Source organism: Streptomyces sp. NBC_01571 (assembly GCF_026339875.1).
Lineage (GTDB): Bacteria > Actinomycetota > Actinomycetes > Streptomycetales > Streptomycetaceae > Streptomyces.
In genome coordinates this window covers 8,275,692-8,302,576 of the sequence record NZ_JAPEPZ010000001.1, presented here as the reverse complement: position 1 = coordinate 8,302,576, position 26,885 = coordinate 8,275,692, and the positions used below count along the sequence as shown (strand labels likewise).

Sequence of the window (26,885 nt, the reverse complement as noted above, 5' to 3'; positions counted from 1 at the left end):
GAGAGTTCCGCCCTGTGGGGTCGTTCGGTACGACGTTCACGTGCCGCCCGCAGACTGCGAGGTGCGAACCCGGCCCCGCCCCGGCCGGGGCGGATTTCGGAGGGGGTTACCGGGGGGTGCGGGCAGGCTCCTGGTCGGGGTGTGTCAGGGCAGGGTCCTTCGGGTGGTGGTCGAGGCGCCCTGCGGTGAGGACGACGGCCGGGCCCGCGGTGGCGAGGGCGGCTCCGAGGCCGGCGTACGCGGTGGGCCGGGCGGCCCGGTCTCCGGCCGACGAGGGCCGCTCAGCGTTCGGGCGTCCGCCGCCCGCCTGGCGGGCGAGGTGGCCCACCCGGACAAGGTCACCGAGGACCTCGACGGCGGCGTCCGCACCACGCTCCCGGCAGCCTCCGAAGCCTTCACCGACGCCCTGCACGTGGTGATCTGGATCGGAGCCGCCCTCGCACTGGTCACCGTGCCCGTCCTGCTGCGCATCCTGCGCCCGCAAGTACAGCCGGGCCGACTCGTCGCCGCCTCCACCTCCATGCCCAGGAAGCACGCGAAGCCGACCCGCCGGCGTAGGAGAATCACCCGCCCCGGCGACGCGGGCCCCTTCCCGACACGTCGTTTCCCGTGCCGGGTGGGCCGGTTGCTCCGCGCCGGAACAAGAAGCCGGGGAAACCGCGCGTCCGCTCGGGCCTACGCCGGCTCCCACGGTCACCGCCCGGTTCCGGGCGGCCCGAGGCGTCAGCACCTCAACAGGCGGGCGATCCAGGCGAGTTCGGCGCACAGCCGCGCTCGCCCCACGATCCGCGGGTCCGGCACCGGGGCAGCTCGCACGGGGCCCGCCCCCGCGGACGAGCCCCGTCGAGGCATCCGTGCCACCGGCCCCCGCCGGTGGCGGGTTCGCCGATTGCCTGGCTCCGTCAGCCGCCCGTCAGCAACGCCTCCAGCGCCACCGCCGTGTCCGGATGGCGTGTCATCAGTGCGGCGCCCGAGGGGCCGGGGCCCGCCGTCCGCCATGTCCCCTCACAGCCCAGCAGGGCCGCCACCGCGTCACAGGTCGCGGGGTGGGCGGCGAGCAGGGCGTATCCGTCCCCGCCGCCGGCCGCGCGCGGCACCGTACGCGCGGCCACGGGCTCCGGCTGCGCCCGCCACGGCGGCACCCACTCGTCCAGGGCGGCGAGCCGCCCGGGGAAGATCCGCCCGGCCTCGCGGATCAGCAGCGGGGCCAGCTCGGCGCCTCCCGAGCGCAGGGTGGTGATCAGGGTCGGCAGCCACGGCAGGAGCACTGGGTCCGGCAACCGTCCGAACGCGTTCGACACCGCCTCCACGACGAAGTCGGTGAGCCCCGGGACAGGCTCCAGGGCGTGCACGAAGCCGCTGAGGTAGCGCGGATAGGCGGGCACCACCAAGGGGTTGCCCAGCAGTTCGTCGCACTGTGCGCGCAGGTCCGCCCGCGAGAGGTGCCCGAGCTGCGTCAGGGCCGCCCACAGCAGCGCCGTCCTCGACGGATCCCGCGGGTGCGACTGGGCGACCGCCAGTTCCAGCTGGGTCCGGTCGCAGCCCAGCGACAGCGCCAGGCTCTCCATGCTGAACAGGAAGCCCAGCATCGCCGCCACCTGACGCACGGTGGCGTCCTCGTCGGTGAACGCCGTCGGCAGCAGCGTGCAGTAGTGCGCGTATCCGGCCTTGACGAACGACTCGATCCACGGCGGCAGCACGGACTCGCCGGTGCGGTAGTACGCCAGCAGCCGCCGCACCCGGCGCAGCACCTCCGGCGCGCCGTCCACGGTGCGTTCGGCCGAGAGCACCTCGAGGGCACGGGTGCCCAGCTCGTCGGGGAGGCGGCGGCCGCGCAGATACAGCGTCGCGTCCTCGACGGCCTCCAGGACGGTCGCCGCGGTGGCCCGCGGAGCGTACGCCGTGCGGCGCAGCCGCTGTTCGAGGACCTGCTCGATGCTGACGCCCTCGTAGCCGAGCTCGATCAGCGCCCGCTGATGGGTGCCCAGCGCCAGGTCCCACGACTCCTGGATCGACCGCTCCCCCAGTCTCCGCTCGCCCATGATCGGCCGTGCGACGCCCTGCGGCAGCAGCCGGCGCAGCATCCACAGCACGTCGGAGCACCGCTCCAGTTCCGGCCGGCCCGTCATGTCCAGCAACGCCCGCTGCACACCGCGCTGCTGGAGCCTCAGGTTCAGGGGCGCGAGCCGGTCGTGCACGTCGCGGGCCAGGGGCGGCAGCGCGTCGTAGCCGACCTGCCCGACCCGGTCGCCGCCCATCATGATCGCCACGATGCGGCGGACGTCCCGGCGGCCGGGCACGGTGTCCTTCTCGATGCAGGTGACGGCCGCGTCCTGGAAGTCGTACGGCGTCGGCTTGGCCCGGTCGCGCATCCCGGCCAGCAGGATCGACGTCTCGAACACGGCGATGGCGTCGGCGGTGGACGCGAGGTAGCCGTTGCGGCGCGCGGCGCGCACGACCTCCACCGACCAGCCGAGCAGTTCGGCCTCGTCCAGCGGGTCCAGGACGGGTGGCCGGCGCAGGAAGCCGGTCAGCATGTCCGCGGGCGGGAGCGCCGGTACGGGAGCCGTCGTCGCCGCGGTCTTCCGGGCCCGCGGTGTGCCGGCGCCGGACTGTCCGGCCAGCCGGTAGGGCTGCACACGGGTGCGTCTGACGTTCTTCGCCCAGAGTGTCGCCGCGATCGACACCGACCCGGCGGCGAGACCGAACTGTGCCTCGATCGCCGCGTGACTGGACGGGATCAGGCCGTACTGCCACTTGGTGGCGGTGCGCGGGCCGATCTCGAAGGTGTCGGTGCCGTGGATCCCGAACTCCTCGACCCGGCTGGCCGCGTGGAAGGCGCCGCAGACGTAGAGGCAGTCCGCGGGGTCGGCGCCGGTCGCGGCGAGGTGTGCGCGCATCCGCGTCCACATGTGGCGTTCGCGGTCCTCGTCCACGCGGACCCGGTGGGAGTCACCCGGGGCGAGCCGCCGGAAGAGGCTGCCGATCAGGAGCATGACCTGACGGTAGGTGTCGTGGTCGCTGTCGCCGAGCGGCAGTTCGACGTACTGGTGCCACCACTCGGACCAGTGCCGCACCCTGCCGTGGCGCAGCAGGTGTTCCTCCAGTTCGGCGAAGCGCGGGCGCAGGTCTCCCAGCTCCACGCCGACCGCGTCGCCGTGCAGCGCGGCTTCCTCCTCGGCGGGCGGCGCGTCCGGATCGGCCGGCTCCGCGTCCTGCGTCCCGCGCTCGTCCCACTGGAAGACGTGGTCCGAGGAACGGTCGACGAGGACCAGTTCGACGCCCGGAGTGTCCAGGGCGTAGGCGATCGCCTGGTACTCGGCGGAGGCCTCGGTGATCGGCGCGACCACCGACAGCGGGGACCACTCGGCCGGGAAGCCGTCGACCTCGGTCGCGAACGCCTGGACCGCCACGGGGAGCCGGCAGTTGCGCAGTTCGGTCAGCAGCGGCGCCATGTCCTCGCACAGCTCCAGGTACACGACCTTCGGCTGCTTCTCCCGCAGCCGGCGTGCCATCGCGATCGCCGAGGCCGGTGAGTGGTGGCAGACGGGGAAGATCTCCAGCGGTTCGCGCACCGCGCGGTCGACGTCGTCGACGAGGCCGAGGAGGATGCCCTCCAGGGCGTCGGGCCCGCCGGCGAACGTCGCGGCGGCCTCCTGCAACTGTGTGCGCAGCGAGGCGAAGGTTCCCTCGGTCGGGCCGGTCATGACAGGGTGGCGATCGCTTCGCGGCCGCCCTCCAGGAACTCCGGCCAGGATCCGCCCTCTGCCCTGCTGCGCGGCTCGACGACGCCGTGCAGGTACTTGTTGAGGATGGCCAGGTCCTCGGGTTCGCGCCGGGCCAGTGACCCGACGAGCGAGGAGGCCAGCGTGTGGGCGGTCAGGGCGCGTTCGCCGAAGAAGTCGCCGTGCAGGACGGCGTCCTCGAGCACGCCGATCTGTTCGGCGGTGGACAGCGCGGACTCCAGTTTCTCGTCGTCGCTGCCGGCCGCGGCCGCCGAGGCCCGCAGATCGGCGAAGCTCTGCAGCAGCACGTCGAGCAGCGTGGGCGGCACGTCGAGTTCGATACGGTGGCGGCGCAGCAGCTCCTCGGTGCGGAAGCGCACGATCTCCGCTTCGCTCTTCTTGTCGGTGACCACCGGGATGCGGACGAAGTTGAAGCGGCGCTTGAGGGCCGAGGACAGGTCGTTGACGCCCCGGTCACGGCTGTTGGCGGTGGCGATGATGGAGAAGCCGGGCTTGGCGAAGACGATGCTGTCGCTGTCGAGTTCGGGAACCGAGATGTACTTCTCGGACAGGATGGAGATCAACGCGTCCTGGACGTCGCTGGTGGAGCGGGTGAGTTCCTCGAACCGGCCGATCGCGCCGGTCTCCATCGCGGTCATGATCGGCGAGGGGATCATCGACTCCCGTGACTGGCCCTTGGCGATGACCATGGACACGTTCCAGGAGTACTTGATGTGGTCCTCGGTGGTGCCGGCCGTTCCCTGCACGACCAGTGTGGAGCTGCGGCATATCGCGGCGGACAGCAGCTCCGCCAGCCAGCTCTTGCCGGTGCCGGGGTCGCCGATGAGCAGCAGTCCGCGGTCGGAGGCCAGCGTGACGATCGAGCGCTCGACGAAGCTCCGGTCGCCGAACCACTTCGGGGAGATCTCCCGGTCCAGGCCGTCGGATCGCTCGGAGCCCAGGACGAACAGGCGGACCATCTTCGGGGACAGCCGCCAGGAGAAGGGCTTGGGGTTGTCGTCGACGGACTCCAGCCAGTCGAGTTCCTCGGCGTACTTGATCTCGGCGGGGGCGCGCAACAGGTCGGACATGTGAGGGCCTTTCTCAAGGTTCTGGTGGGCAGGTTGCCGGTGACGCGGCACCGGGGCTTGCCTGGTCATTTCGTCGTCGCGCGGAGGGCGGACCGGGAATGCCGGACAGGCCCTAAGGGCTGGCCCGTGATCCCCGGCGGGCGCACGACGACAGCTGCGGCCTCGCCGCGTTGTCGGATCGCCCGAATACGCCCAGTACGAGGACGACCCTCCGGCTTGCGATGCACCGCATCTGACGCCGCGCGCTGGTCCACCGGGGATCACGGGACAGCCCTTAGGCGAGGAACGTCTTGAGTTCGTGGACGAGCTTGCGGATGTGTCCGGAGAGCACCGGCGTGCCGAGGTCCTTGAAGCGCTCCCGGAACCACGGGTTGACGCTGCCGCGCCCGGAGCTGGTCACGGACCCGACCGGGATGAACTTGGCGCCCGAGCGGTGCAGGGCGGCCATGCTCGCGAACAGCTGCTCGGTCCGCCATTCGTAGAAGTCGGAGATCCACACCACGACGGTGTTGCGCGGCTCGGCGATCTTCGGCTGTGCCAATGCCATGGCGACCGTGCCGTCGGTGCCGCCCCCGAGGTTGGTGCGCAGCAGGGTCTCGAAGGGGTCGTGCACCCACGGCGTGAGGTCGAGGGCCTGGGTGTCGTACGCGATCAGGTGGACGTCGGCCTTCGGCAGTCCGGCGAAGATCGACGCCAGGATGGTGCAGTTCACCATCGAGTCGACCATCGAACCCGACTGGTCCACGACGACGATCAGCCGTTGGGGCGTCGTCCTGCGGGCGGTGTGCCGGTAGTAGAGGCGGTCGACGTACAACCGCTCCTCGTCCGGGCTCCAGTTGGTGAGGTTCTTCCAGATCGTGCGGTCCAGGTCGAGGTTGCGGAACACCCGCTTGGGCGGGACGGAGCGGTCCAGGGCGCCGGCCGAGGTCTTCTCGACCTGGGTGCGCAGTACTTGGGCGACCTCGTCGACGAATCGGCGGATCAGGGCCTTGGCGTTGGCCAGGGCCACGCCCGAGAGGTTGTTCTTGTCCCGCAGGAGTTGCTCGATCAGCGACATGCTCGGGGTCAGTTGCGCGGCGAGCTCAGGGTCGGCCAGTACCTCGCGCAGCTGCATCCGCTTGACGAGGTCGGCTTCGATGGCGCCCAGTTCCGGGCCGATCGCCGGGATCAGCCGGCTGAGGTCGGGCGTCGTACCGTGGCCGCCGGTGCCGGTCGGGCCGGCCCCGGGTCCGGCGGCGGCGGCCGAGCCGGCACCGCCGGCCGCGCGTCCGCCGCGCAGGTCGCCGGGCTTGCAGCCGAGCGCGCGCTCCAGCCAGCCGGCGTCGGACTGCCAGCGCGCCAACTGCCCTGCCGTGACCGTGCCGGAACCGGAGGCGAAGACGTTCAGGAGCACCTTCGACACCAACGCGGCGCGGCGTACTTCGGCCGCCCGGTCGCGGTCGCCGTCACCGTCGCCCTCGTCGTCCGAACCGGACTCGGACTCCGGCGCGGATCCGGACACGGGTGTCATCAGACCGTCGAACTCGGCGGCCAGCTCCGGGTGGCGCTGCACGATCGAGTCGACGGAGGCCTGCGGGTCCAGCAGCGCGGACGGCAGACCGATGTCCTCGACGACGGCGAGGCTCGCCGATTCGAGCGCGGCCTGCTCCTCGTGGTCGAAGAGCCTCGCGAGGAGCCGCCAGTACAAGGCCTGACGGCGGTTGTCATGGGGGTCCGCGCCGGGTGCGGTGCCGTCCGTGATCTCTGATTCGGCCGTCCGGTCGGCCGTCGGATCAGCCGTGTGCTCGGCCGTCCGATCGGTCGTGTCCTCGGCCGTCTGGTCAGCCGTGTACTCGGTGATGTGCTCGGTCACTTCCGCAGCAGCCTTCCCGCACGTTCCCGCAGCACGGCCACGGCGTCGGTGGCGGCCTTCTCGGCCCGGACGCCGGCCTTGTCGGTGGTGCCACCGGCCCATCCCCCGGCGTGGACCGCGACGGGCTTCTTCCGCACGGTCGTCTCGACGGCCAGCGGCTGGACACCGAACGTTCCGGCGTCCCAGCGCAGCAGTCCGATGCACGCCCCGGACGCCGCCACGGCCTCGGGGGTGAGCGGCCCGGCGGCAGGTATGCGGTCGGTGTCGACGACGAGGGTGTGTCCGGCCACGGTGAAGGCCAGCGCGTCGTCGGCCTTCCGCACGGTATAGCCGTCCAGGAACACGGGCACGGCGATACGCGCCGGATGCCGGTCCAGGGGGGCGGTCGCCGCGTCGGTCGCGGTGGGCAGGACGACACGGGCGGTGGCGAACGCGTCGGCGGGCTCACCCGCACGTGCCTGGGCGTCGCTCCAGAGCAGGTCGCCCTCGGTGGTCAGCGGCATGTCGGCGAGGTCCATCGCGCGGCCCTCGCCGACGGCCGCCAGCAGCGACATGTGCGGGCGCAGCAGCTGCCACAGGCCCGCTCCGACGACCGTGTCCGGTTTCGGCACCGACACGGCGGCCCGGACCAGCCGGGGCGCGGTGCCGTCCGCGGGCTCGAACACCGCGTGCACCTGGGCCTGCACGGCGGTCGCGTGTTCCTGCACGTCGACGCCGAGGGGCAGCAGGCGGCCGGTGGCCGTGCCGGTCGGGGGTACCACCGCGGCGCCGGGCACCGTCAGCAGCAGCGCGCGTGACCACAGGTCGCCCCAGCGGCGTACCGGGACACGGTCCAGGGACGCGCCCGGGCAGGACGCGGCAAGTTCGGCGGCGAAGCCGTCGAGGAGCGTCGCCTGACGGCGCAGCGCCGGGTCCGGAAGCATCGCGGAGACGACGTGCGACGCTCCGGACACCACCTCGTGGTCGATGCCCTGCCACCCGCAGCGCGCCAGGTCGGACAGCCAGGAGCGGGCGGCGGCGAGCAGGTTCGCGGGGTGCCGGCCGGCGGCCGGCGGGGCCGTCTCCCGGCCGCGGTCGCGGCCGGTCGCCTCGTCGATACGGCTCACGAGGGCGTCGTGGACGGAGCCGAGCAGGGCGGCGCGGGCGGCGGCCAGGGCGACGAAGTCGTCCTCGCTCGCGGCTCCGGCCGCCGCCTTCCCGGCCGCCTCGGCGACCCGGGTGGCCAGCGGTGTTCCCGCGACGGCGTCGGCGAGCTCCGCCAGGCCCGCGGCCTGGTCGGGCCGGGGCCGCAGCAGGCCGCCGACGAGCGCCCGGTCGAAGGCGTCGACGGCCGTCAGGACCTCGTCGAGCCCGGCGACGGATTCGGCGAGCAGGTCGGCGCGCATCACGCCACCGCCCTGGTCGGCGGGAACCACTGCATCTCCGGCAACGGCGCTGTGACCGGGGCGAGTTCCAGATACGCCAGATGACGCAGGAACCGGCTGAAGACGGGCGCGGCCGCCTTGGTGTCCCCCTGCGAGGGGCGGGTGGCGCTCATGCCGTCGGCGATGGTCTGCGCGCTCGGTTCCCCGTCCGTGCTCTCGGCTCGCAGGTAGCGGGCGACGCGCTCGGGGCCGTACTGCAGCACCGCCTCGTTGATCAGGGCCTTGATGTGGTTGCAGAACCCGCCGCGGGCTCCGCCGCAGGGCCGGTTGTTGTTGGTGCTGCAGGCGAACATGTACGTGCCCGCCGCGACCGACGAGACATAGACCCGCTCGATGTCGGAGCCGCTGGACACCACGCCCTGCAGGCGTCCGTCGGCCAGCTCCACGAACGGAACCTTGGCGAGCTTGCGCGGCCGCGCGGGTGCTGTCACCCGGGCCGTGCTCGACCTCTCCCAGTCCGACAACGCACCATCTCCTCTGCGCCAGGGGAACGTCCGCGCCACAACGGCGGGGACACGAACGAACCTACTGGCGACCACTGACAACGCCGATCACGACGGCGTCGCCGCGGCCCCGGCCCGCGCGTCCGCCCGGAGGGATTCCGGGCGGTGCGGCGTGGCTCGGAGCCGCGTCGTGGGACCCGCGGCGCAACGCCGCGCTCGCCGCGGGCCGCGGCGGGTCCGCGCCCTTCAGCGGCGGAGGTTGAGGGCGTCGAGCGCCTCGTCCAGCGTCGTCGCGGCCATGATGAGCGAGAGGTGGGTGAAGGCCTGTGGGAAGTTGCCGAGTTGCTCGCCGCTGGGGCCGATCTCCTCGGCGAACAGGCCGACATGGTTCGCGTACGTCTGCATCTTCTCGAACGCGTAGCGGGCCTGGGAGAGGCGTCCCGCGCGGGCGAGGGCGTCGACGTACAGGAACGTGCACAGGCTGAACGTGCCCTCGCAGCCGCGCAGTCCGTCGGGCGACGCCTCGGGGTCGTAGCGGTAGACGAGGCTGTCGGAGACGAGGACGCGGTCCATGGCGTCGAGCGTGTTGAGCCAGGCGGGGCTGCGGGGGGCCAGGAACCCGACGCGGGGGGCGAGCAGCAGCGAGGCGTCCAGGACATCGCCGCCGTAGTGCTGGACCAGGGCCTGTTCCCGGTCGTTCCAGCCGCGCTCCATGACCTGTTCGAGGATCTCGTCCCGGGCCCGGGTCCAGCGGACGGTGTCGGCCGGCCTGCTGAACTCGGCCGCCAGCTTCAGACCGCGGTCGAAAGCGGCCCAGCACATCACCCGGCTGTAGGTGAAGTCCTTGCGTCCGCCGCGGGTCTCCCAGATGCCCTCGTCGGGCCGGTCCCAGGAGTCGGCCAGCCAGTCCAGGGTGCGGGCCAGGCCCTTCCACCCGTGGTAGCCGGCCTGTTCACCGACCGAGCGGCTCTCGGCCAGCGCGTACAGGGCCTCGCCGTAGATGTCGAGCTGCAGTTGGCCGGCGGCGGCGTTACCGGCCCGCACCGGGTAGGAGCCACGGTAGCCCTCGAAGTGGCCCAGGATCTCCTCCGTCAGACGGGGGTCGCCGTCGACCCGGTACATGATCTGGAGGGGTTCGTCGTCCGGGCCTTCCCCGGCCTCCAGGCGGTCGCCGAGCCAGCGGGTGAACTGGGTCGCCTCCTCCACGAAGCCGAGGTCGAGCAGCGCCCGCACCGACAGGGAGCCGTCCCGCACCCAGGTGTACCGGTAGTCCCAGTTGCGCTCCCCGCCGACCTGTTCGGGAAGTCCCATGGTGGCGGCGGCGACCGGCGCGCCCGTGGGGGCGTACGTGAGGAGCTTGAGGGTGATCGCGGAGCGGTGCACCGTCTCCGTCCAGCGGCCGCGGTAGCGCGAGGTACGCACCCACCTCTGCCAGAAGTCGACGTTCTCCCAGAGCCCTTCGGTGATCCCCTCGTCGGTGGGGGGTGGTGGTGCCTCGCCGCCCGGAGCGGACATGCTGAACACCACGGCCGCCGTCTCCCCGTCGCTGAGGGTGACGCCGCCCCGGACGTCGTGCCCGTCCCGTTCGAGCGGCATGGTGGCCTGCAGGTGGGCGGTCACGCCCGGGGCACGGAACGTCGCCTTGTCCGCGGTCAGGTCGAGTTCGTGGTGGAGCCGCGCGTAGTCGAACCGCGGCCGGCAGTCGAGGGTGAAGCGCACGGTGCCGCGCACCGCGCGCACGACCCGGACGATACTGTGCCGGTCGCTCGGCGTCGGGCCCGGCTGGACCGGCATGTGGTCGATGATCTCGCCGACCCCGTCGGGTGACATGAAACGGGTCACCACGACGGCGGTGTCCGGGTAGTAGAGCTGCTTCCAGGTCCCCTCGGGGCTCTCGGGCGCGAGCAGGAAGTGACCGCCACCGTCGTGGTCGAGCAGGGCCGCGAAGACGCTGGGCGAGTCGAATCGCGGCGCCGCGAACCAGTCGATCACGCCGTGGGAGGACACCAGCGCCGCGGTCTGGAGGTCCCCGATGAGCCCGTGGTCGGCGATGGGCGGGTAGCGATCCATGGTGTCTCCTTCTCAGGCCGCTTCGGCCGTCACCCGCCCCGTACGGACGGCGTCCACGAGTGCCTGGTGGTCCCTCTCGTTCTGGTCGGCGTAGCACTCGGCGAACGTCACCAGCGCCCTGTCGAAGACGTCGCCCGCACCCAGATACGCGGCGATGGCGATCCGGTCGCCCGACCTCGCGTGCGCGCGGGCCAGCGTGGCACCGCACAGTTCGCCGAAGGCGCGCATCCCGGCCGGCACCATCGTGCCGGGCTCTGCGATGCCCTTCCAGTCACGCAACTGCCGTATGTAGAAGTCCCGTCGGCGGCCGTCGACACCTTCGGCCCGTTCCCAGCCGAGGAAGATGTCACTGGTGGCCTGCATCAGCCGCTGACCGGAGACCACACGCTCGCCCTGCGCCCGGTGGCGGCCCGCTCCGACGAAGGGTGCGAGGACGGACTCGCCCGCCTCCTTGGCCTGCAGGAGCAGCGGATCCTTGTCGTCGCGGCCGAGCAGGAGCACGATCCAGCAACGGGTGCCCACGCTGCCGACCCCCACCACCTTGCGGGCCATGTCGACGAGGCGGTACTGCTCCAACAGGAACCGGCGGTCCGCCTGGAGGCTCCGGCCGTACCGTTCGATCATCCGGCGGATCTGCTTCTCCAGCGCGCCGCGTTCCACGTCCGCGAGCAGGTCCTCGAACGGCGTGATCAGCGGTGGGCCCGCGGCGATGCGGGTCTTTCCGTCGACGAGGTGGGTGAGTTTGCCGAAGGCCTGGAGGCTGTCGCGGGTGCGCGCCTTCGTCACCGACTGCGCCCAGCGGTCGCGGGCCCGTGCGTCCACGTCCTGGATGAAGTGTGTCCACACCCAGTTCTCGTCGAACTGGGCGTACCACACGGGGAGATTGCCCATCTCGGCGAAGTGCCGCATCCACTCGCGGTAGGACCGCACCGTCGACCGTACGATGCCGGCCCGTTCCTTGGTGCTGAAGCCGTTGGCCCGGCCCACGACGACGAAGCTGGCGGACAGCCGCTTGACGTCCCATTCCCAGGGGCCGGGGAGCGTCTCGTCGAAGTCGTTGATGTCGAACATCAGGCGGCGTTCCGGCGAGGCCAGCAGCCGGAAGTTCAACAGGTGGGCGTCGCCGCAGAGTTGTGTCCTGATATCGGTCCGCGGGGTGTCGGCGAGGTCCCCGGCCATGACGGCGGCCGCTCCCCGGTAGAAGCGGAACGGCGACTCGGTCATCCTGCCGTAGCGGATCGGTACGAGCTCGGGGACCCTCGTCGCCGACTGGGCCTCGATGACGTCCACCGGGTCGGGCCGCTTCGCCGTGGGCGCGAACTCCGCGTGGCTGGACCGGGGTACCCGGGAGCGGGCGTCCTTGCCGAGTGCCGCTCGCTCCTGCGGTGTGCGGTGCCGGGTGCCGCTGTCGGCCGTGGGACGGGAGTTCACCGCAGTCGCTCCGCGATGTGGTCGCCGACACGCAGGGCGTTGGCGATGGCCGTCAGTGAGGGATTGACCGCTCCGATGCTCGGGAAGAAGCTCGTGTCGACGACGTAGAGGTTGTCGAGGTCGTGGGCCTTGCAGTGCACGTCGAGGGCCGAGGCGCCGGGGTCGGTACCGAAGCGGACCGTGCCCGCCTGGTGCGCGGTGGCGCCGATGGGCATGCCCTTGTGCAGGTAGATGCTGTGTGGCAGCAGATGGTGCTCGTACATGCCCAAGTGGCCGAGCATGCCCTGAAGTCTGTGCCGCAGTCGCTGGAGTCCGGCGATGTTGTTCTTCTCGTCCAGGGCGAGGTGGATGCCGCCGTCCCGGTCCAGGGTGACGCGGTTTCCGGCGACGGGCAGGTCCTCTCCGCACAGCCAGAAGTCGACGGCGTGATGGGCGATCACCTCGAACGGCATGTCGGGGGTGACGGCCCCGGCCCAGCGGGGCGCTTCGCCGTGGATCTGCGCGGAGTCGGACTTTCCGAGCATCTGGATGCCCCCGAGGGGGTGGTCCCAGTCGTCGGACCCCAGGTACCAGTCGTTCAGCGCCAGGGTCTTCTGGAACGTGGTGTCGTTCGGCTCCCTGGAGATGGCCATCAGGGCCAGGTTGTTGTGGCGCATGTAGTGCCGGCCCACGACGTCGGAGCTGTTGGCAAGTCCCCGTGGATGCCGGTCGTTGGCCGAACGCAGCAGTAGGACGGCCGAGTTGACGGCCCCGCAGGCGACGACCACGATGTCGACGCCGAACTCCACCGTGGAGCCGTCGCCCACCGTCGCGACGACCTTGGTGACGCTCCGGCCGCCCGGGTCGGTTTCGAGGCGCCGCACGTCCGCGTGGGTGACCATCTCGACGTTGGCGTGAGCGAGGGCGGGGTCGACGCAGATGACCTGCGCGTCGGACTTCGCGCCGAGCAGGCAGGGAAAGCCGTCGACCCGGTCGCAGCGGATGCAGGCGCTGCCGTGCGCGGCCCCGCCCCGCTCGTCCTGGGTGAGGTCGACCCCGATGGGAAGGTGGAAGGGGTGCAGTCCCTGCTTCTCCAGGTCGTCGCTGAGCTGCTGGATCCGCGGCTCGTGCTGGACGGGCGGGTACGCATACTGGGCGCCGGCCGGGCCCTCGGTGGGATCCTCGCCGTGCCGGCCGTGCACGCGATAGAGGTGTTCGGCCTGGGTGTAGTACGGCTCCAGTTCGTCGTAGCGCAGCGGCCAGGCGGGCGAGACTCCGTCGTGGTGGCGGAGTTCACCGAAGTCCTCTGGGCGCAGCCGGAAGAGGGCGGCGCCGTAGAACTTGGTGTTGCCGCCCACGTAGTAGTTGACCTCGGGCGGGAACGGGGCCCCGTGTTTGTCGAACCAGAACTCCGGAGCCCGGTATTTCCCTTTGACGAAGACCGCGGTGGAATCCCAGTTGTCGCGTTCCCGGGGAAGATAGCCGCCCCTTTCGAGAAGGAGGATGCTTTTCCCGGTGGGCGCCAATCGGTGGGCGAGGGTGCCTCCGCCCGCGCCGGTTCCGACAACAATGACGTCGTAGTGCGTATCGGTCATGCCGGCCACCGTCCTCGGAACATGGTCCGGTCCTGCCGGGCGGCTCGAGAGGGGAGAAGTACCCGACACGTTCCGCGACAACCTCCCCGCCGAATTCATCGACGAATTCCTCGACGACCTCCTCGACGACCAAGGTATCCCTGGGTGATGGTCCCGGCGAGTTGGGCTAGTCGGGTGAGCCGAGACGCCGGGACACGGCGGGTTCCCGTGCGACGACCGCCCCGGCGGTGATACCGACGGCCACGACGACGCAGAGCGAGATCAGCCACGACAGCAGCGTGAAGACGGCGCCCAGCGACCCGTACTTGTCCAGGCTGCGGTTGAGCGCCGCAGGCACGTACAGCTTGGCGGTCAGCGTCAGTGCGGTGACGGCGGCGCCGGTGAGGAGCGCGCCGGGCAGCAGCGGGGCCCAGGGGACGCGTGCGGCCAGCAGCAGGTGCTGGGTCCACCACCACACACTCACCTCGGTGACCAGCAGCAGTGGCAGTCCGAGCCAGAGCCCCACGCCGAACCCGTCCCGCAGCGGGCCCTGGAGGATGACGATGGCCAGCCACGCGGCGATCCACACGGGCCATCTCCAGACGGCGATCCTGGTGCCCGCGCTCGGCATCCGCCAGGCCCGCTGGCACAGCCGCTGCATGGCGCGGCTGCACGCGGTGGCGGAGATCAGCACCATCAGCCCGCTCACCACGCCGGTGCTCTGCCGCAGGCTTCCGGGGTCGGCGTCGAACACCTTCTTCAGCTGCTGATCGGCGACGCCGTTGATGCCTAGGACGTCCTCCAGGGAGACGAGGATCTGCTCGCGCACCGACTGCGGGGCGAACGCGGCGACCATGAAGAGCAGCGGGACGGCGGTCAGGAAGGCCTGGGCCGCCAACCGCGTTGCGGAGTCGAGCAGGTTGACCGCGACCAGGTGAGAGGTGAGGCGGGTGATCACCGGGAACCGCGTCTCGGCGGCATGGCGCAGCCGCAGCAGCCGGGGCCCGAGATCCGCGGCCCGTCCACGCGGGCCGCTCGCCCCGCCGTCCGGCGGCGAGCCGGATCCTCTGCCTGCGTGCATCCTGCTCCCCGGGTCGGGTCTGCTCGTCGCGCCCGGAGGCACTACCGCGCCACCAGGGTGCGTCCCGGCGCGCCCGGCGGACCCGGCGGCGCGAGCACCGTTGCTCCGTACGGGTGAGTTGAAGGCGGCAGCGGTACCGGCACGGATGCGCGGGCCCGTCCGGAAGCATCCGCCGGCCGAGCGTCCGAACCGGCCCGGCCGGCAGCCCGAGCGGGTCGTCCCGTCACAGGATCGCGAGGGGATTGACGGGTGAGCCGGTCGCCTCCGGCAGCCGGAGGGGGGCGATGACGCAGAGGAACGTCCAGCGGCCCTCCCGCGAGCAGATCGGCGCGAGATCCTCGAACCGCAGATAGTCGAGGAGCTGCAGCCCCATCGCGTGGACGGCGAGCACATGCACCGGGAACGCGACCCCCTGTACCGCGCTCGGGGCCGTGTCGTTGTTGCCGTCGCTGCCGAGGACGGCCACCTGCCGCGAGGCCAGGAACTCCAGGGCCGTCGGGTGCAGTCCGGCACGGGCGCGGGACACGTCCCACGGGCCCCGCTCCTCGCGGCGCCTGCGGTGTCCGACCCGTACGAGGACGATGTCGCCCCGGCGCACCCGTATCCCCTGCCGTGCCTCGGCGGCGATGAGGTCGTCGCAGGTCACGTTCGCCCCGGGTTCGAGCCAGGAGAGGCCGTACAGCCGGGGGATGTCCAGGAGGACACCGCGTCCGACGATGCCGTCGCGGGCCAGCTCGACGGACAGGGCGCTCGATCCGTCCGGCGACAGCGCGTCCGTCGCCGGTATGCCGCCGTGCAGGGTGCCGTCGTAGATGACGTGGCACAGCGCGTCGAGGTGGCTGTCCACATCGCCGTGGACGTTCATGGCGAAGCGGTCGCGCGCGAAGTCCAGGCCGCTCGGCGCCGGTTTGCCGTCGGGTGGAGCGGTGAGCCGGTGCTCGGCCGGATCGGCGTCGTCGGGTTCGGTACGGGTCTCCACGGGGGCGGCGAGCGAGACGGTCCGTCCCGACCGCACCTCGGCGATCGCCGCCAGCACCTGCTCCTCGGTGATCGTGTCCAGGGCGCCCCGGGGTGTGGAGGCGCCGGGGGCCACGGCGCGCAGGTGTCGGTGGAGCGACCGGAATTCGGCCTCGCTGAGCTCGTCGGACGTCCGCATGTCCCCACCATCCGACAGCTGCCGGAGTCCGGCACGCCGAGTCGCCGGGCCCTGTGCCACCGCCTCGCCGGAGGAGCGACCCGCCGGGCCATGAGCCGGAATGCGAACGTGCTGTCAGCTCGAAGGCGTCGTCAGGCCGACGGGGCGGCGGACGGTGCGGAACCGGGAGGGGAACCGGATCCGGTGTCGAGGAACTCGCGGATCGCGAAGGCCGCCAGCACGATCACCAGTGTCCACACCACGACCGCCGTGGTGGGGTAGCTCCAGGTGAACAGGACGATCGCGGCGACCGCCAGGATCACGACGCCGATCCACCGCTTGAATCGGTGCACGAACCGGCCGACCGCGCCCAGCGGGAGTCCCGCCGACACGGCGACGTCGCGGACGGCCCCGATTCCCCTGCCGCAGCCCGTTCGGACGCGGACGGCGACGGGGGACGGACCGACGAGGAAGGCACCGGCGGCCGTCACCAGCGCCAGCGCGCCGACCGCCCGCACACCGGCCCGCAGGAACCTGACCAGCGCGTCGAACACGGCAGCGGCTGCGCCTTGCGAGACCCCCACGGGCAGATGGTCGAGGTAGATCGCCCGCATGACCGTGAGGGCGACACCGAGCACCACCATGGCGACGAACACGCCGAGGGCGGCCCCGATCAAGGCCCGGCGGCGGTTGACGGCCAGGTACACACCCAGGGCGGCGATCAGCACGGCGACGACCGGCAGCCAGCTGCCGATGATCTCCAGCACCCTCAGATACGTCCTGACCCTGCCGATGTCCTTCGACGCGAACACCACGAAGTCCGTGTGCACGGCAGGGATCAGGGCGGCCGGCTGCAGACCGGCACCGACCAGCCGGTCCTTCACCTGCTTCACGAGGGGTGCGATGTCGATGGCGACCTGGTCGTTCTCGAGGGACACCGCGCCTCCGGACTCGCCCGTCAGGGCCTTGTCCAGGGCGGAGTGGGCCCTGCGGTTCGCGTCCACCCAGACGGTGTCGAAGGCCTTGCCGGCCACCACCCGCTCCACGGTGTCGCCGACCAGGCTCTTCAGGCCGCTGGTGATCGGGCCGGTCAGGCCGCCGAGCAGTTGGGCCGCCCCTGTCGGGACGCCCTTCTCCGAAGCCGCCCGCTGCAGGTCCTTGACCAGCTTCTCCACGTCGATCTGGGCCAGGACCGCGCTCGTGACCCGGTTGGTGACCGCCTTCTGCACGTCCGGATTGCGGGCCAGCGGGCCGACCGTGGCGACGTAGCGGTCCGTGTCCCGCACGATGCTGTCCGCCCAGACCGCGACGACGGACAGCAGCGACAGCAGGGAGGCGAGGAGGATCAGCAGGACCGACCCCGTCGACCGCAGCCAGTGGTGCCGCGCGGCCCCCGCGGGTCCCGCGCCCTCAAGAGCGCTGACCCGGTGCCGCAGTGCGTCCAGCTCGGTGCGCTCCCCCGCCGAGAGCCGTGGCTCGTCGCCGGGCGGAGCCGCGGGATGCCGGTCCGGATCGGGCGGAGGTGCGCTGCTGGTCATGGGTCCACGAGAGCCCCGCGGCCCCGATCCGGCGACCCGGACGGGTCCGGCGGGTGAACGCGGTACCGAGGTGCGACGGGTTCCGTCCGATGTTGCAATGGCATGCGGGAACCGGGGGATTCCGAGGACTCCATGACCATCCAGGGGTGAAGGCGTGAGCGAATCCGTACGCGATGAATTCATCGAGATGGGGCCGATCGACTACGTCGTCGTCGAGTTCCCGGGCAGCCGCATGACCGGCGAGGGATTTCCGCTGCTGGTCGATCTGGTGGACCGCGGCCTCATCCGGATCCTCGATCTGATGTTCGTCAGAAAGGAGGACGACGGGTCGGTGACCGGCTTGGAGATCGCCGACCTCACCGGTGACGGGGCTCTGGACCTCGCCGTCTTCGAAGGCGTGTCCTCCGGCCTGCTGGACGAGGACGACATCGAGGAGGCGGGCCACGCCCTGGAACCGGGCAGCTCCGCCGGAATCCTGGTCTACGAGAACCTGTGGGCCGCGCCCTTCGCCGCCGCCCTGCGCCGCGGCGGCGCGCAGATGGTGGCGTCCGGGCGCATCCCGATGCCGGCCGTCCTGGCCGCACTGGACGCGACCGACAGCGCTCGGCCGGCGAGGGCTTAGCCCCCGGCCGTCCTCCACGGCGCCGGGCCGACCTGGGCCGACGTGACATCACCGCGGCCATGAGCGGCCGGCCCCTCGGTGGTCCGTGCCGACCGTGCCGACGCATCAGCCGACCGCACCGGCCCCTGAGTCGACCGTGCTGGCCCCTGGGCCGGCCGTGCAGACCCCTCAGCCGGCCGTAGAGACCCGTCAGTCGGCCGTCCTGACCCGTCAGTCGGCCGTTCGGTCCGCGAATCGGCCGACCGCGGCCGACACCAGGGCGAGGTTCGCCGGAAGGGCGGCGGTGGCGTCGACGGTCAGGCCCGGCTCGTCCGGTTCCAGCGGCTCCAGCGACTCGAACTGGGAGTCGACCAGCCGGGCGGGCATGAAGTGACCGGTGCGCCGTGCCACACGATCCCGTGCGGTGTCCCGGTCCAGAGCGAGGTGCACACACCAGAGCGCGGAGCCCGCGGCCGCCCGGAGTTCGTCGCGGTACGCGCGCCTGAGCGCCGAACAGGCGAGGACCAGCCCCTCCCCGGCCTCGACCGACCGGCGGACACGGTTGGCGAGGGTCCGCAGCCAGGGTTCGCGGTCGCCGTCGTCCAGCGGGTGACCTGCGGCCATCCTGGCGATGTTCGCGGCGGGATGGACGTCGTCGCCCTCGACGAACGGCACGCGCAGCTCCTCCGCGACCGCCTTGCCCACGGTGGACTTCCCGGAACCCGACACGCCCAGCACCACGACGACGGGCGGCCTCCCCCGGGCTCCGGGCCCGTTCACAGCCCCCGCCCCCTCAGCCGACTGTTCGCGTGGCCCCTCGATGACTGGTGGCGGGCGACCGTGACCGACGCCGGACTGCCGACGGTCGGCAGGGGTCAGCCGCCCGTGGCGAACCCGGGGAACAGGGTCATTCCGCCGTCCACGTAGATCGTGGAACCCACGACGTAGTCGAGGAGGTCGGAGGCCAGCACGGCCACCACGTTCGCGACGTCCTCCGGGTCGCCGACGCGGCGGTAGGGGATGAGCCGGAGCAGGTCGGCCTCGGCCTCGGGGGTGTCCCAGGCACTGCGGTTGATGGGCGTGCGGATCGCTCCCGGGGCAACGGCGTTCACCCGGATGCGGTACGGGGCGAGTTCCTGGGCGAGGGTCGCCATGAGCATCTGCACTCCGCCCTTGGAGGACGCGTAGTTCACGTGGCCCGCCCAGGGAATGATCTGGTGGACCGAGCTCATGCAGACGATCTTCCCGGCGGCGCGGGACACCTCCGGGACGACGCCCCGGCGCTTGAACTCCTTGGCCGCCTCGCGGGCACAGAGGAACTGTCCGGTCAGATTGACGTCCAGCACCTTCTGCCACTGCTCCACGGTCATGTCGGTGAGGGCGGCGTCACGCTGGAGTCCCGCGTTCGCGACCATGACGTCGATGGTCCCGAACTCGTCGACCATGTGCGACACCATGTCGACGACCTGGTCCTCCTGCGACACGTCCGCCTCGTGCGCGTAGGCGCGGACACCGAAGGACTGGATCTCCCGCACCACCTCTTCGGCCGCGTCCCGGCCGGCCACGTAGTTCACCACCACGTCGGCGCCCACCCGCCCCAGGCCGATCGCCGTGGCCTTTCCGATTCCGGAGTTGGCCCCCGTCACCAACGCCTTCTGCCCCTTGAGGAGCTGGTGGGCGAAGGGAGGGCGACCGTCACTGCCGCTGTTTTCCACTCGACTCTCCTTGTCGGTGCCTTCGGTCGGTCCGACCGCCCGTTCCGAGCCGAACGGCCCGACGCCCGTCCGGCGGGTCGTCGGGCCGTCCAGGACGGCGCGGTCGGCTACTGGATGCGGGTGCCCCGGGTACCCCCGGCGTCCCGGGTGTCCCGGGCTCCGATGCACAGCGCCCAGATGACGAAGGCGTCCACGGCGATCAGCACGATGGCCCAGACCGGGTAGTACGGCAGCCACACGAAGTTGGCGATCATCGACAGGCCTGCCAGCACGATTCCGGTGATGCGCGCCCACATCGCCCCGCGGAACAGCGCGACACCGGCGAGGACGACCAGAACACCGAGGACGAGGTGGATCCAGCCCCAGCCCGCCATGTCGAAGGTGTAGGCGTAGTTGCGGGTGACGACGAAGACATCGGTCTTGACGATGGCGGCGATCCCCTGGAATATCGCCATCGCTCCGCCGAAGATCATCATGACTGCGGCGAAGGCGGTCCAGCTGGACACCCAGATTCCTTCACCGTGGCTTTCGCTACGGCTTCCGGTGTCGTGCTGGTGCATTCCGGTCGTGGCCATTTCGAGCTCCTCCCGCATAGGCCTCGCCACCGACCTGTCACGGCCGGTGGCCACATTTCAGCTTGCCATGAGAATCACCGACCGGCAGAACGTCGCCATTCACGCCCTGCGCACGGGCACGACGCACGGCAGGAAGTGCGCCGCGGAAGTGCGCTGCGGAAGTGCGCGGGAATTCCCGCGGTGGTCCAATGAACGTGTCTTATGGACGCGCCTCACGGAAGCGTCCCGCGCCGAGGTGCGCGCGCCGACAGGCGGAGCTGTTCACTTATTACGGCTCCTGTGAGAAAGGAAACCGCCATGCCAGGTCTCCTCCGCGGAGTCGCCCGCACCGCCGCGGTGGCGGGCACGGCGACGGCCGTCTCGAACCGTGTCGCACGCCGCCAGCACGGCCGCTGGGCCCGGCAGGCCGCTCCGGAACCCACCCCCGCCTCGTCCCCGTCGCCCTTCCCCGTCGCCACTCCCCCGCTTTCTCCGTCGGCGCCGCTGACCGACGACATGAACGACAAGATCGACCAACTGAAGCGACTCGGTGAACTCAAGGCCCAGGGCCTGCTCACCGAGGCCGAGTTCACGGACCAGAAGCACAGGATCCTGAGCGACTGACGAACGACGGCTCACCGCCCGCGCGGCGAGATGACGGCTGATGCACTGTCAGTGCCGACTGACACGATCGACGCATGACTTCGTCGACGGCAGGATCCTGGAACCGGATCGAGGCATGGCTCGCGGAACACGCGCCGCACACCTTCGCACGGCTGGGGCCACCCGCCGACCCCGCGGAGATCACCGCGGCCGAGCAGACCATCGGCTCACCCTTTCCCGACCCTCTGAGAGAGTCGCTGCTGAGGCACGACGGGACCGAGCACGCCGTTCTTCTGCCACCGTTCTGGATGCCGCTGAGCACCCGCCTCATCGTGGACGCGTGGAAGAGGCGGACCAGGATCTACGAATCCGACCTCTCCGCCACCGAGGCGGCGGACGACGGCGACGCGGAGTCCGAGTTCGGGCCGTGGTGGCACCGGCAGTGGATCCCCTTCGCCGCGGACGGGGCCGGTGATCACCTGGTGATCGACCAGCGCCCGACCCGCGTCCGCGGCCGGATCGGGGATGCCGACCACGAGTCGGGCTGCCGCTTCGAGGCCCACCCGATGTGGGCCTCGCTGCCTGCTCTGCTGGACATGACGGCCACCGCGTTGGAGAGCGGTGAACTCCTCGAGTGTTACGAACGTGTCGTCGTCGACACCCGTGAACTGGACTGGAAGTTCTGAAGCTCTGGACGCGGGCGCCAGGCGCGATGTCGACGGCCTCGCCGAGGCGCTGGGCTACGCGCGGTTCCGCGGCCCGCCCGTGTGCGCGGCGGCGTGCCGCAGTGAGCGGTAGGCCACCACGACCCACGCGGCGACGAGCAGTACGTAGAGGACGACGGCAGCCCAGACGAACACCTGTGAGCCGGTACGGGCCGCGAGGGCCGAGGTGCCGGTGACGCAGGCGCCGAGGGGGAAGATGAAAGACCACCAGGTGGGCGCGAAGGACAGCCCCGCCCTGAACTCCCGTACCGTCAGCGCCGTGGCGAGTGCCAGCCACAGCATGGCGAAGCCCCACACCCCGACCCCGCCCAGCAGCGCGAGAACTGCCGTGCCGTGCACGTACGGCACGGGCAGCGCGGCTGGCGCCGCCGTGGCCAGCGCGCCCAGTCCCGTCACGATCTGCCCGAGCGCACCCAGCCCGATCCACACCGTGGGCACCATCGCGCCGGTGGGCGCGTCATGGTGCACCAGGCGGCTGTAGACCATGGCCAGCACCAGCAGGGCGGCCAACAGTCCGAGCCCGAACATCGCGTAGCAGCCCAGCACGAGGGCCAGCCGCGGTTGCCCGGCGGGCATGTGCGGGACGAGCAGCGCGCCCGTCGTGGCGGACACCAGCGGCGGTACCACCGGCATCAGCCAGCCGCCGAACGCCGCGTCCGGTGCGAACCGGTGCCGGGTGACCATCAGGTACGGCACCGTGGCGGCCGTGGCGAGACCGAGTGCGGTACCGAGCGACCACAGCGTCAAGTCCACGTCCAGCGCGGCCCGTTCGCCGATCACCGGCCGGCCGAGTTGCAGCGCGCCGGCGCCCACCGTCAGGAAGGCCACGGCGGGCGCGCCGAAGAACTGAGCCTGCGTCGGATCGGCGGCGTGCACGCGCAGCGCCCGCTGACGTAGGTAGCCGACCGCGAGTACGACGAGCAGCAGGCCCGCTCCCGACCAGACCACCGTGGCGGCGGTCCGCAGTCCGGGCAGGCTCCGGGGCAGGGTGACCACCGCGTTGGCGACGATGCCGGTGCCCATGACGGCCGCGAACCAACTGGGGCCGAACAGCGGACGACCTGTCACGTTCGCCGTGGGCAGCGGTGGACGGGCCGGAAGGGGAACTCCGGGGGCCACGTCGCCCTCGATCGGGACGGCTCGGGCACTGCTGGGATGGGGTGTCACGGCGTGGAACGCCTCTTTCCTCGTCTGGGTGGTCACCGTCGTGAACCGGCCGTCCGGGGCCCCAGCCCAACAGAACGCGGGTCGCGGCCAAGTCCGTCGGCCCGTTGGCCTCCCGAGGCTATGGCCGCCTCTCGTTCCCGCCGCACAACAGCGAGTGCCACAACGCCCTCACATCAGGACCTGGCGACGGATGCCGCCCGAGCCCGGGCCACGATGGGGCCTGTCATGCCGCTCTCCCTGTCCCGCGTACTCCGTCGTGCCGGAGCCATCCCGTCCGCTCGGGCACGACGGATCCGCCCCTCGCCACCCGTCCGGCGCCACCCGTCCCACGGAATCCGTTCCTCGCTCCCCGTCCAGGGGAAGCCGTCAGCGCGCCGAGCGCGCCATCGCCGCGAGTCGCGCCACCTGCTCGCCCATGCCGCGCGTTCCGCTCAGCGGGGTCAGGGCGTGCGGCCACACCGTCTTGGCGAGAGTGACATGACGGGCACCGCCGAGCACCACGACGGGGTCGAGGTCCGTGATGCCGCGCTCCGCCGCCTGGTCCTGAAGCAGGCGGGCGGTCACCGCGTCGGCGGCGCCGTGCGCCGTGTCGTAGGGGTCGATCTCGTCGTCGAGGCCGAGCAGACCGTAGCGGGCGGAGAGGATCACGAGCCGATCCGGCCGGAGTGCCTCGGCGGCCCTTCGGCACGCGCGGTGGTAGGAGCCGATGTACATGTCCGCCGCCCTGGCGCGGTGGTCCAGTTTGCGCGCCCCGCAGGGGATGACGATCAGTTCCGGGGCGACGCCGCCGGTGTGTTCGTTCGGAGTCATACAGGTCCCTCCCGGGTCCGGGTGAAGACGGAGTTCTTCCGTGGAACGCGGCTCGGGGCGACGGCCATGGCCGTGCCGGAGGACACCGGGCCCTCACATCCGGACATGCCGTGGACGCGCGGGGGTCACGTCCTGATCTGCCGCAGTCCTGGCACGCTCGCGTATCCCGTCGTGCCGTGGAGCCCTCGTAGCCTCGTGGACAGCGCACGAGGTCGACGGTCCTCATCGCCGCGGACCACCTCGGCCCCAACGGCGGCGTGGTCGGCTGGCCACGCCGCCCGCGACGGTCTCCGTATGTGGAAAGAAGGCGTTCTACGCCGTGGCATCACGATCAGGCACTGCTCTCTCCATCCCGCACCAGGCGGAATTCGGTATCAACGAATGGCTCGTCGAAGAGTTCCGGGAGCGGTATCTCCGCGATCCCGACTCGGTCGAGCGGGTCTGGCGGGACTTCTTCCGGGCGTCCGCGACGGAGCCGGAGGCCGTACCTCCGCCTGTCGGCGCGGCCGTGCACACGCCGACGGAGCGGGAGAGGGACGCCGACCTCGTGGTCAAGGCGGTCCGTGTCGCGGCACTGATCCACTCGTACCGCGTCCGCGGACACCTGGCGGCCGCCACCAATCCCCTGTCCGCCGAGCCGTCCGCCGGCCACCCGGACCTGGAGCCGTCGGGGCACGGCCTCGACGCCGCGGACACCGCCCGCGAGTTCCCCGTCGACGGCTTCGCGGGGAACCAGCGGATGGCGCTCCGTGATGTCCTGCGGACACTCCGTGACGCGTACTGCGGCCCCACGGGCATCGAGTACATGCACATCCAGAACCAGCAGGAGCGGCTCTGGATCCAGCGGCGTGTCGAAGTTCCGCCGCCCCGCCCGGGACGCGCCGAGCAGCTGCGGATTCTGCACCGTCTGGGATCCGCCGAGGCGTTCGAGACGTTCCTGCACACCAAGTACGTCGGGCAGAAGCGGTATTCGCTGGAGGGCGGGGAGTCGGCGATCGTCCTGCTGGACACGGTCCTCGAGCGTGCCGCGCGGCTGGCGCTGCGCGAGGTGGTCATCGGGATGGCGCACCGCGGCCGGCTGAACGTACTCGCCAACATCGTGGGCAAGCCCTACGCCCAGATCTTCGACGAGTTCGAGGACGCGGTCGACGTCCGGTCCGCACAGGGCTCGGGCGACGTGAAGTACCACCTCGGGGCCGCCGGCACCTTCCACACCCCGGACGGCCACGCGATCGCGGTCTCCGTGGTGGCGAACCCCTCTCACCTTGAGATCGTGGGGCCCGTGGCGCAGGGAGTCGTGCGGGGGCGGCAGGATCTCACGGAGGACGGGGAGGGGCTGTTCTCCGTACTGCCCGTGGTGGTCCACGGTGACGCCGCCCTCGCGGGGCAGGGAGTGGTCGCGGAGACGCTGAACATGTCCCAACTGCCGGGCTACGCGACCGGCGGTACCGTCCACCTGGTCATCAACAACCAGCTGGGGTTCACCACCGCTCCCGCCGTCGGCCGGTCGAGTACGTACGCGACCGATGTCGCGCGGACCGTCGAGGCTCCCATCTTCCATGTCAACGGGGACGATCCCGAAGCGGTCGCCCGGGTCGCGCAGTTGGCCTTCGACTACCGTCAGACGTTCCACAAGGACGTGGTCGTCGATCTGGTCTGCTACCGGCGCCACGGGCACAGCGAGGTCGACGACCCCTCCATCACCCAGCCGGCCATGTACGACCGTATCGCCGCGCGGCCGTCCGTACGGAAGTTGTACGCGGAGTCGCTGCACAGCACGGGCGTGATCAGCGAGCAGGAGGCCGAATGCGCCCGGCAGAGCTATCGCGACCAACTCCAGCGAGCCTTCACCGAGACGGCGGGGGCGTCCTCGCCGGACCACGAGTCGCTTCCGGCCGGTGGAGTCGCGGCTCCCCCGGTCCGCCGGCCCGTGACGGCCGTCGCCGAGATGACGTTGCGGCACATCCTGGGCACCCAGATCGACCTGCCGCGGGAGTTCACCCCGCACCCGCGCGTCCTGCCCCAACTGGAGCGGCGGGCTGCCATGTTCGACAGCGGGAAGGTCGACTGGGCCACCGCGGAGGCGCTCGCGGTCGGATCGCTGCTCCTGGACGGAGTGCCGGTCCGGCTGTCCGGGCAGGACTCCCGGCGGGGCACCTTCGGCCAGCGGCACGCCGTCCTCACCGACCGTCGTACGGGGCGGCAGCACACACCCCTGGACTCGCTCGGTGCGGAAGCGGCACGGTTCACGCCGTACGACTCCCTCCTGTCCGAACTCGCCGTGCTCGCCTTCGAATACGGCTACTCCCTGGCCCGCCCGGATGCCCTGGTGCTGTGGGAGGCGCAGTTCGGCGACTTCGCCAACGGCGCCCAGACCGTCGTCGACGAGTACATCTCCTCCTCGGAGCAGAAATGGGGGCAGCGGTCGGGGGTCACGCTGCTGCTGCCGCACGGCCTGGAGGGACAGGGGCCGGACCACTCCTCCGCCCGCATGGAACGCTTCCTGCAGTTGTGCGCCGACGACAACCTGACCGTCGCCAACCCCTCGCTACCGGCCAACTACTTCCATCTGCTCAGGGAACAGGGCCTCGACGCGGCCCGCAGGCCGCTGGTGGTCTTCACCCCCAAGTCCATGCTGCGGTCGAAGGCCGCGACCTCCGGCCTGGAGGAGTTCACCGAAGGCTCCTTCCGCCCGGTCGTCCCGGACACCACGCAGGACCCCGCGCGGACCGAACGGGTTCTGCTGTGTTCGGGCAAGGTCTTCTACGACCTGGACGCGCACCGGCGTGACTCGGGAGAGGACGGGACCGCCATCGTCCGGCTGGAGCGGTTGTACCCCTTCCCGGCCGAGGAGTTGCGGGCGGAACTGTCCCGGTATCCGTCCGGCGTCGACGTGCGCTGGGTCCAGGAGGAGCCGGCCAACCAGGGCGCGTGGACCTTCGTCGCACCGCGTGTGACTCCTCTGGTCACCGCCCCTGTGGGGTGTGTGAGCCGCCCGGCGGCCTCCGCTCCGGCGGTCGGGTCCGCCCGCCGTCACACCGCCGAACAGCGGGACCTCGTCGGGCGGGCGTTCGCCTGACGGACATGGAAGCCCGGCCGGAACAAGGGACCGGCCGGGGCAGCCACTGCCCGGCGCGGGGAGTCACGCCGGGCGGGGGCGGCGGGGGCCGCCGGGGGGAAGTGCTGCGGCGGGGTACTGCCTCAGGGGGTGCTGCGGCGAGGTCTCGGCAGGAGGTGCAAGAGGCCCTCCGCGGAGGCTTGTTGGGGTTCCGGCTCCTCGGCCGGGCAACTGCACTGCCTGACGTCACGTGCCACCAGGACCGCTCACTCCCCGCGAGGACCTGTCATGGTGCCGCGAGCACCTGTC

Annotated in this window: 20 protein-coding genes and 1 pseudogene; 4 read left to right on the top strand and 17 right to left on the bottom strand. The window is 71.5% G+C overall.

Going from position 1 to position 26,885, the window contains the following annotated elements; translation table 11 throughout:
• Window positions 1-106: 106 nt before the first annotated feature.
• From OHB41_RS37375 to OHB41_RS37320, 12 genes are all read right to left on the bottom strand, one after another.
• The gene (locus OHB41_RS37375) at window positions 107-535 is read right to left on the bottom strand and encodes a hypothetical protein (protein WP_266703597.1); all 429 of its coding nucleotides are present in this window, start codon (window positions 533-535) and stop codon (window positions 107-109) included.
• Window positions 536-902: 367 nt separating this feature from the next.
• A complete protein-coding gene (locus OHB41_RS37370) occupies window positions 903-3,707 on the bottom strand; it encodes a DUF5682 family protein (RefSeq protein ID WP_266703596.1) in 2,805 nt (934 codons plus the stop codon).
• Window positions 3,704-4,816, bottom strand: coding sequence for an ATP-binding protein (locus tag OHB41_RS37365; protein ID WP_266703595.1), 1,113 nt, complete (start codon window positions 4,814-4,816; stop codon window positions 3,704-3,706). Before OHB41_RS37365 ends, OHB41_RS37370 begins: the two co-directional genes overlap by 4 nt.
• A gap of 274 nt (window positions 4,817-5,090) precedes the next feature.
• Complete coding sequence (locus tag OHB41_RS37360; RefSeq protein ID WP_266706432.1) at window positions 5,091-6,557, bottom strand: vWA domain-containing protein; 1,467 nt, start codon at window positions 6,555-6,557, stop codon at window positions 5,091-5,093.
• 107 nt (window positions 6,558-6,664) lie between these two features.
• Window positions 6,665-8,083 carry a hypothetical protein gene (locus tag OHB41_RS37355; protein ID WP_266703594.1) on the bottom strand — a complete coding sequence of 473 codons (1,419 nt, stop codon included), beginning with the start codon at window positions 8,081-8,083 and terminating at the stop codon, window positions 6,665-6,667.
• Window positions 8,053-8,556 (bottom strand): hypothetical protein, encoded by a 504-nt coding sequence (locus tag OHB41_RS37350; protein WP_266703593.1) that lies wholly within the window; start codon window positions 8,554-8,556, stop codon window positions 8,053-8,055. Before OHB41_RS37350 ends, OHB41_RS37355 begins: the two co-directional genes overlap by 31 nt.
• 225 nt (window positions 8,557-8,781) lie before the next feature.
• Window positions 8,782-10,605 carry a glycoside hydrolase family 15 protein gene (locus tag OHB41_RS37345; protein WP_266703592.1) on the bottom strand — a complete coding sequence of 608 codons (1,824 nt, stop codon included), beginning with the start codon at window positions 10,603-10,605 and terminating at the stop codon, window positions 8,782-8,784.
• A 12-nt stretch (window positions 10,606-10,617) separates the two neighbouring features.
• Entirely contained in the window at window positions 10,618-12,036 is a 1,419-nt protein-coding gene (locus OHB41_RS37340) for a DUF2252 domain-containing protein (RefSeq protein WP_266703591.1), read from the bottom strand.
• Window positions 12,033-13,610, bottom strand: a complete 1,578-nt coding sequence (locus tag OHB41_RS37335; protein WP_266703590.1) for a GMC oxidoreductase — start codon at window positions 13,608-13,610, stop codon at window positions 12,033-12,035. The genes OHB41_RS37340 and OHB41_RS37335 overlap by 4 nt, the downstream gene beginning before the upstream one ends.
• 166 nt (window positions 13,611-13,776) lie before the next feature.
• Window positions 13,777-14,670: a YhjD/YihY/BrkB family envelope integrity protein gene (locus OHB41_RS37330; protein ID WP_266703589.1), complete on the bottom strand. Its 894-nt coding sequence runs from the start codon at window positions 14,668-14,670 to the stop codon at window positions 13,777-13,779.
• A gap of 223 nt (window positions 14,671-14,893) precedes the next feature.
• On the bottom strand, window positions 14,894-15,826 hold the full coding sequence (locus tag OHB41_RS37325; RefSeq protein ID WP_266703588.1) for a cyclase family protein: 933 nt from the start codon (window positions 15,824-15,826) through the stop codon (window positions 14,894-14,896).
• Window positions 15,827-15,957: 131 nt separating this feature from the next.
• Window positions 15,958-17,343, bottom strand: coding sequence for a hypothetical protein (locus OHB41_RS37320; protein ID WP_266703587.1), 1,386 nt, complete (start codon window positions 17,341-17,343; stop codon window positions 15,958-15,960).
• Window positions 17,344-17,530: 187 nt separating this feature from the next.
• Here OHB41_RS37320 and OHB41_RS37315 point away from each other — a divergent pair, with 187 nt between their 5' ends.
• Window positions 17,531-17,965: a DUF6325 family protein gene (locus tag OHB41_RS37315; protein WP_266706430.1), complete on the top strand. Its 435-nt coding sequence runs from the start codon at window positions 17,531-17,533 to the stop codon at window positions 17,963-17,965.
• Between the two features lie 210 nt (window positions 17,966-18,175).
• On the opposite strand, the gene OHB41_RS37310 is transcribed toward OHB41_RS37315, so the two are convergent.
• The 3 genes from OHB41_RS37310 to OHB41_RS37300 form a co-directional block, all read right to left on the bottom strand.
• Window positions 18,176-18,724 carry a gluconokinase gene (locus OHB41_RS37310; RefSeq protein ID WP_266703586.1) on the bottom strand — a complete coding sequence of 183 codons (549 nt, stop codon included), beginning with the start codon at window positions 18,722-18,724 and terminating at the stop codon, window positions 18,176-18,178.
• A 95-nt stretch (window positions 18,725-18,819) separates the two neighbouring features.
• Window positions 18,820-19,659 (bottom strand): SDR family oxidoreductase, encoded by an 840-nt coding sequence (locus OHB41_RS37305; protein WP_266703585.1) that lies wholly within the window; start codon window positions 19,657-19,659, stop codon window positions 18,820-18,822.
• Window positions 19,660-19,766: 107 nt separating this feature from the next.
• A complete protein-coding gene (locus tag OHB41_RS37300; RefSeq protein WP_526025006.1) occupies window positions 19,767-20,234 on the bottom strand; it encodes a DUF7144 family membrane protein in 468 nt (155 codons plus the stop codon).
• 297 nt (window positions 20,235-20,531) lie between these two features.
• Here OHB41_RS37300 and OHB41_RS37295 point away from each other — a divergent pair, with 297 nt between their 5' ends.
• Both OHB41_RS37295 and OHB41_RS37290 read left to right on the top strand, forming a co-directional pair.
• On the top strand, window positions 20,532-20,837 hold the full coding sequence (locus tag OHB41_RS37295; RefSeq protein ID WP_266703584.1) for an SHOCT domain-containing protein: 306 nt from the start codon (window positions 20,532-20,534) through the stop codon (window positions 20,835-20,837).
• Window positions 20,838-20,911: 74 nt separating this feature from the next.
• Window positions 20,912-21,502, top strand: coding sequence for an SMI1/KNR4 family protein (locus tag OHB41_RS37290; protein ID WP_266703582.1), 591 nt, complete (start codon window positions 20,912-20,914; stop codon window positions 21,500-21,502).
• A gap of 54 nt (window positions 21,503-21,556) precedes the next feature.
• Here OHB41_RS37290 and OHB41_RS37285 read toward each other — a convergent pair whose 3' ends face one another.
• Both OHB41_RS37285 and OHB41_RS37280 read right to left on the bottom strand, forming a co-directional pair.
• A complete protein-coding gene (locus OHB41_RS37285) occupies window positions 21,557-22,744 on the bottom strand; it encodes a TDT family transporter (protein ID WP_266703579.1) in 1,188 nt (395 codons plus the stop codon).
• Between the two features lie 330 nt (window positions 22,745-23,074).
• Window positions 23,075-23,518 carry a DUF6884 domain-containing protein gene (locus OHB41_RS37280; RefSeq protein ID WP_266703577.1) on the bottom strand — a complete coding sequence of 148 codons (444 nt, stop codon included), beginning with the start codon at window positions 23,516-23,518 and terminating at the stop codon, window positions 23,075-23,077.
• 331 nt (window positions 23,519-23,849) lie between these two features.
• Between OHB41_RS37280 and OHB41_RS37275 the strand changes: the two are divergent.
• A pseudogene (locus tag OHB41_RS37275) lies at window positions 23,850-26,597 on the top strand (multifunctional oxoglutarate decarboxylase/oxoglutarate dehydrogenase thiamine pyrophosphate-binding subunit/dihydrolipoyllysine-residue succinyltransferase subunit); the annotation flags it as partial.
• Window positions 26,598-26,885: the final 288 nt, after the last annotated feature.

Bases quoted from the DNA above. Each gene is read 5' to 3' on its own strand.
- OHB41_RS37330 (WP_266703589.1), bottom strand. From the start codon at position 14,670: ATGCACGCAGGCAGAGGATCCGGCTCGCCGCCGGACGGCGGGGCGAGC.
- OHB41_RS37335 (WP_266703590.1), bottom strand. From the start codon at position 13,610: ATGACCGATACGCACTACGACGTCATTGTTGTCGGAACCGGCGCGGGC.
- OHB41_RS37325 (WP_266703588.1), bottom strand. From the start codon at position 15,826: ATGCGGACGTCCGACGAGCTCAGCGAGGCCGAATTCCGGTCGCTCCAC.
- OHB41_RS37290 (WP_266703582.1), top strand. From the start codon at position 20,912: ATGACTTCGTCGACGGCAGGATCCTGGAACCGGATCGAGGCATGGCTC.
- OHB41_RS37370 (WP_266703596.1), bottom strand. From the start codon at position 3,707: ATGACCGGCCCGACCGAGGGAACCTTCGCCTCGCTGCGCACACAGTTG.
- OHB41_RS37280 (WP_266703577.1), bottom strand. From the start codon at position 23,518: ATGACTCCGAACGAACACACCGGCGGCGTCGCCCCGGAACTGATCGTC.
- OHB41_RS37315 (WP_266706430.1), top strand. From the start codon at position 17,531: ATGGGGCCGATCGACTACGTCGTCGTCGAGTTCCCGGGCAGCCGCATG.
- OHB41_RS37300 (WP_526025006.1), bottom strand. From the start codon at position 20,234: ATGGCCACGACCGGAATGCACCAGCACGACACCGGAAGCCGTAGCGAA.
- OHB41_RS37295 (WP_266703584.1), top strand. From the start codon at position 20,532: ATGCCAGGTCTCCTCCGCGGAGTCGCCCGCACCGCCGCGGTGGCGGGC.
- OHB41_RS37320 (WP_266703587.1), bottom strand. From the start codon at position 17,343: ATGACCAGCAGCGCACCTCCGCCCGATCCGGACCGGCATCCCGCGGCT.
- OHB41_RS37345 (WP_266703592.1), bottom strand. From the start codon at position 10,605: ATGGATCGCTACCCGCCCATCGCCGACCACGGGCTCATCGGGGACCTC.
- OHB41_RS37365 (WP_266703595.1), bottom strand. From the start codon at position 4,816: ATGTCCGACCTGTTGCGCGCCCCCGCCGAGATCAAGTACGCCGAGGAA.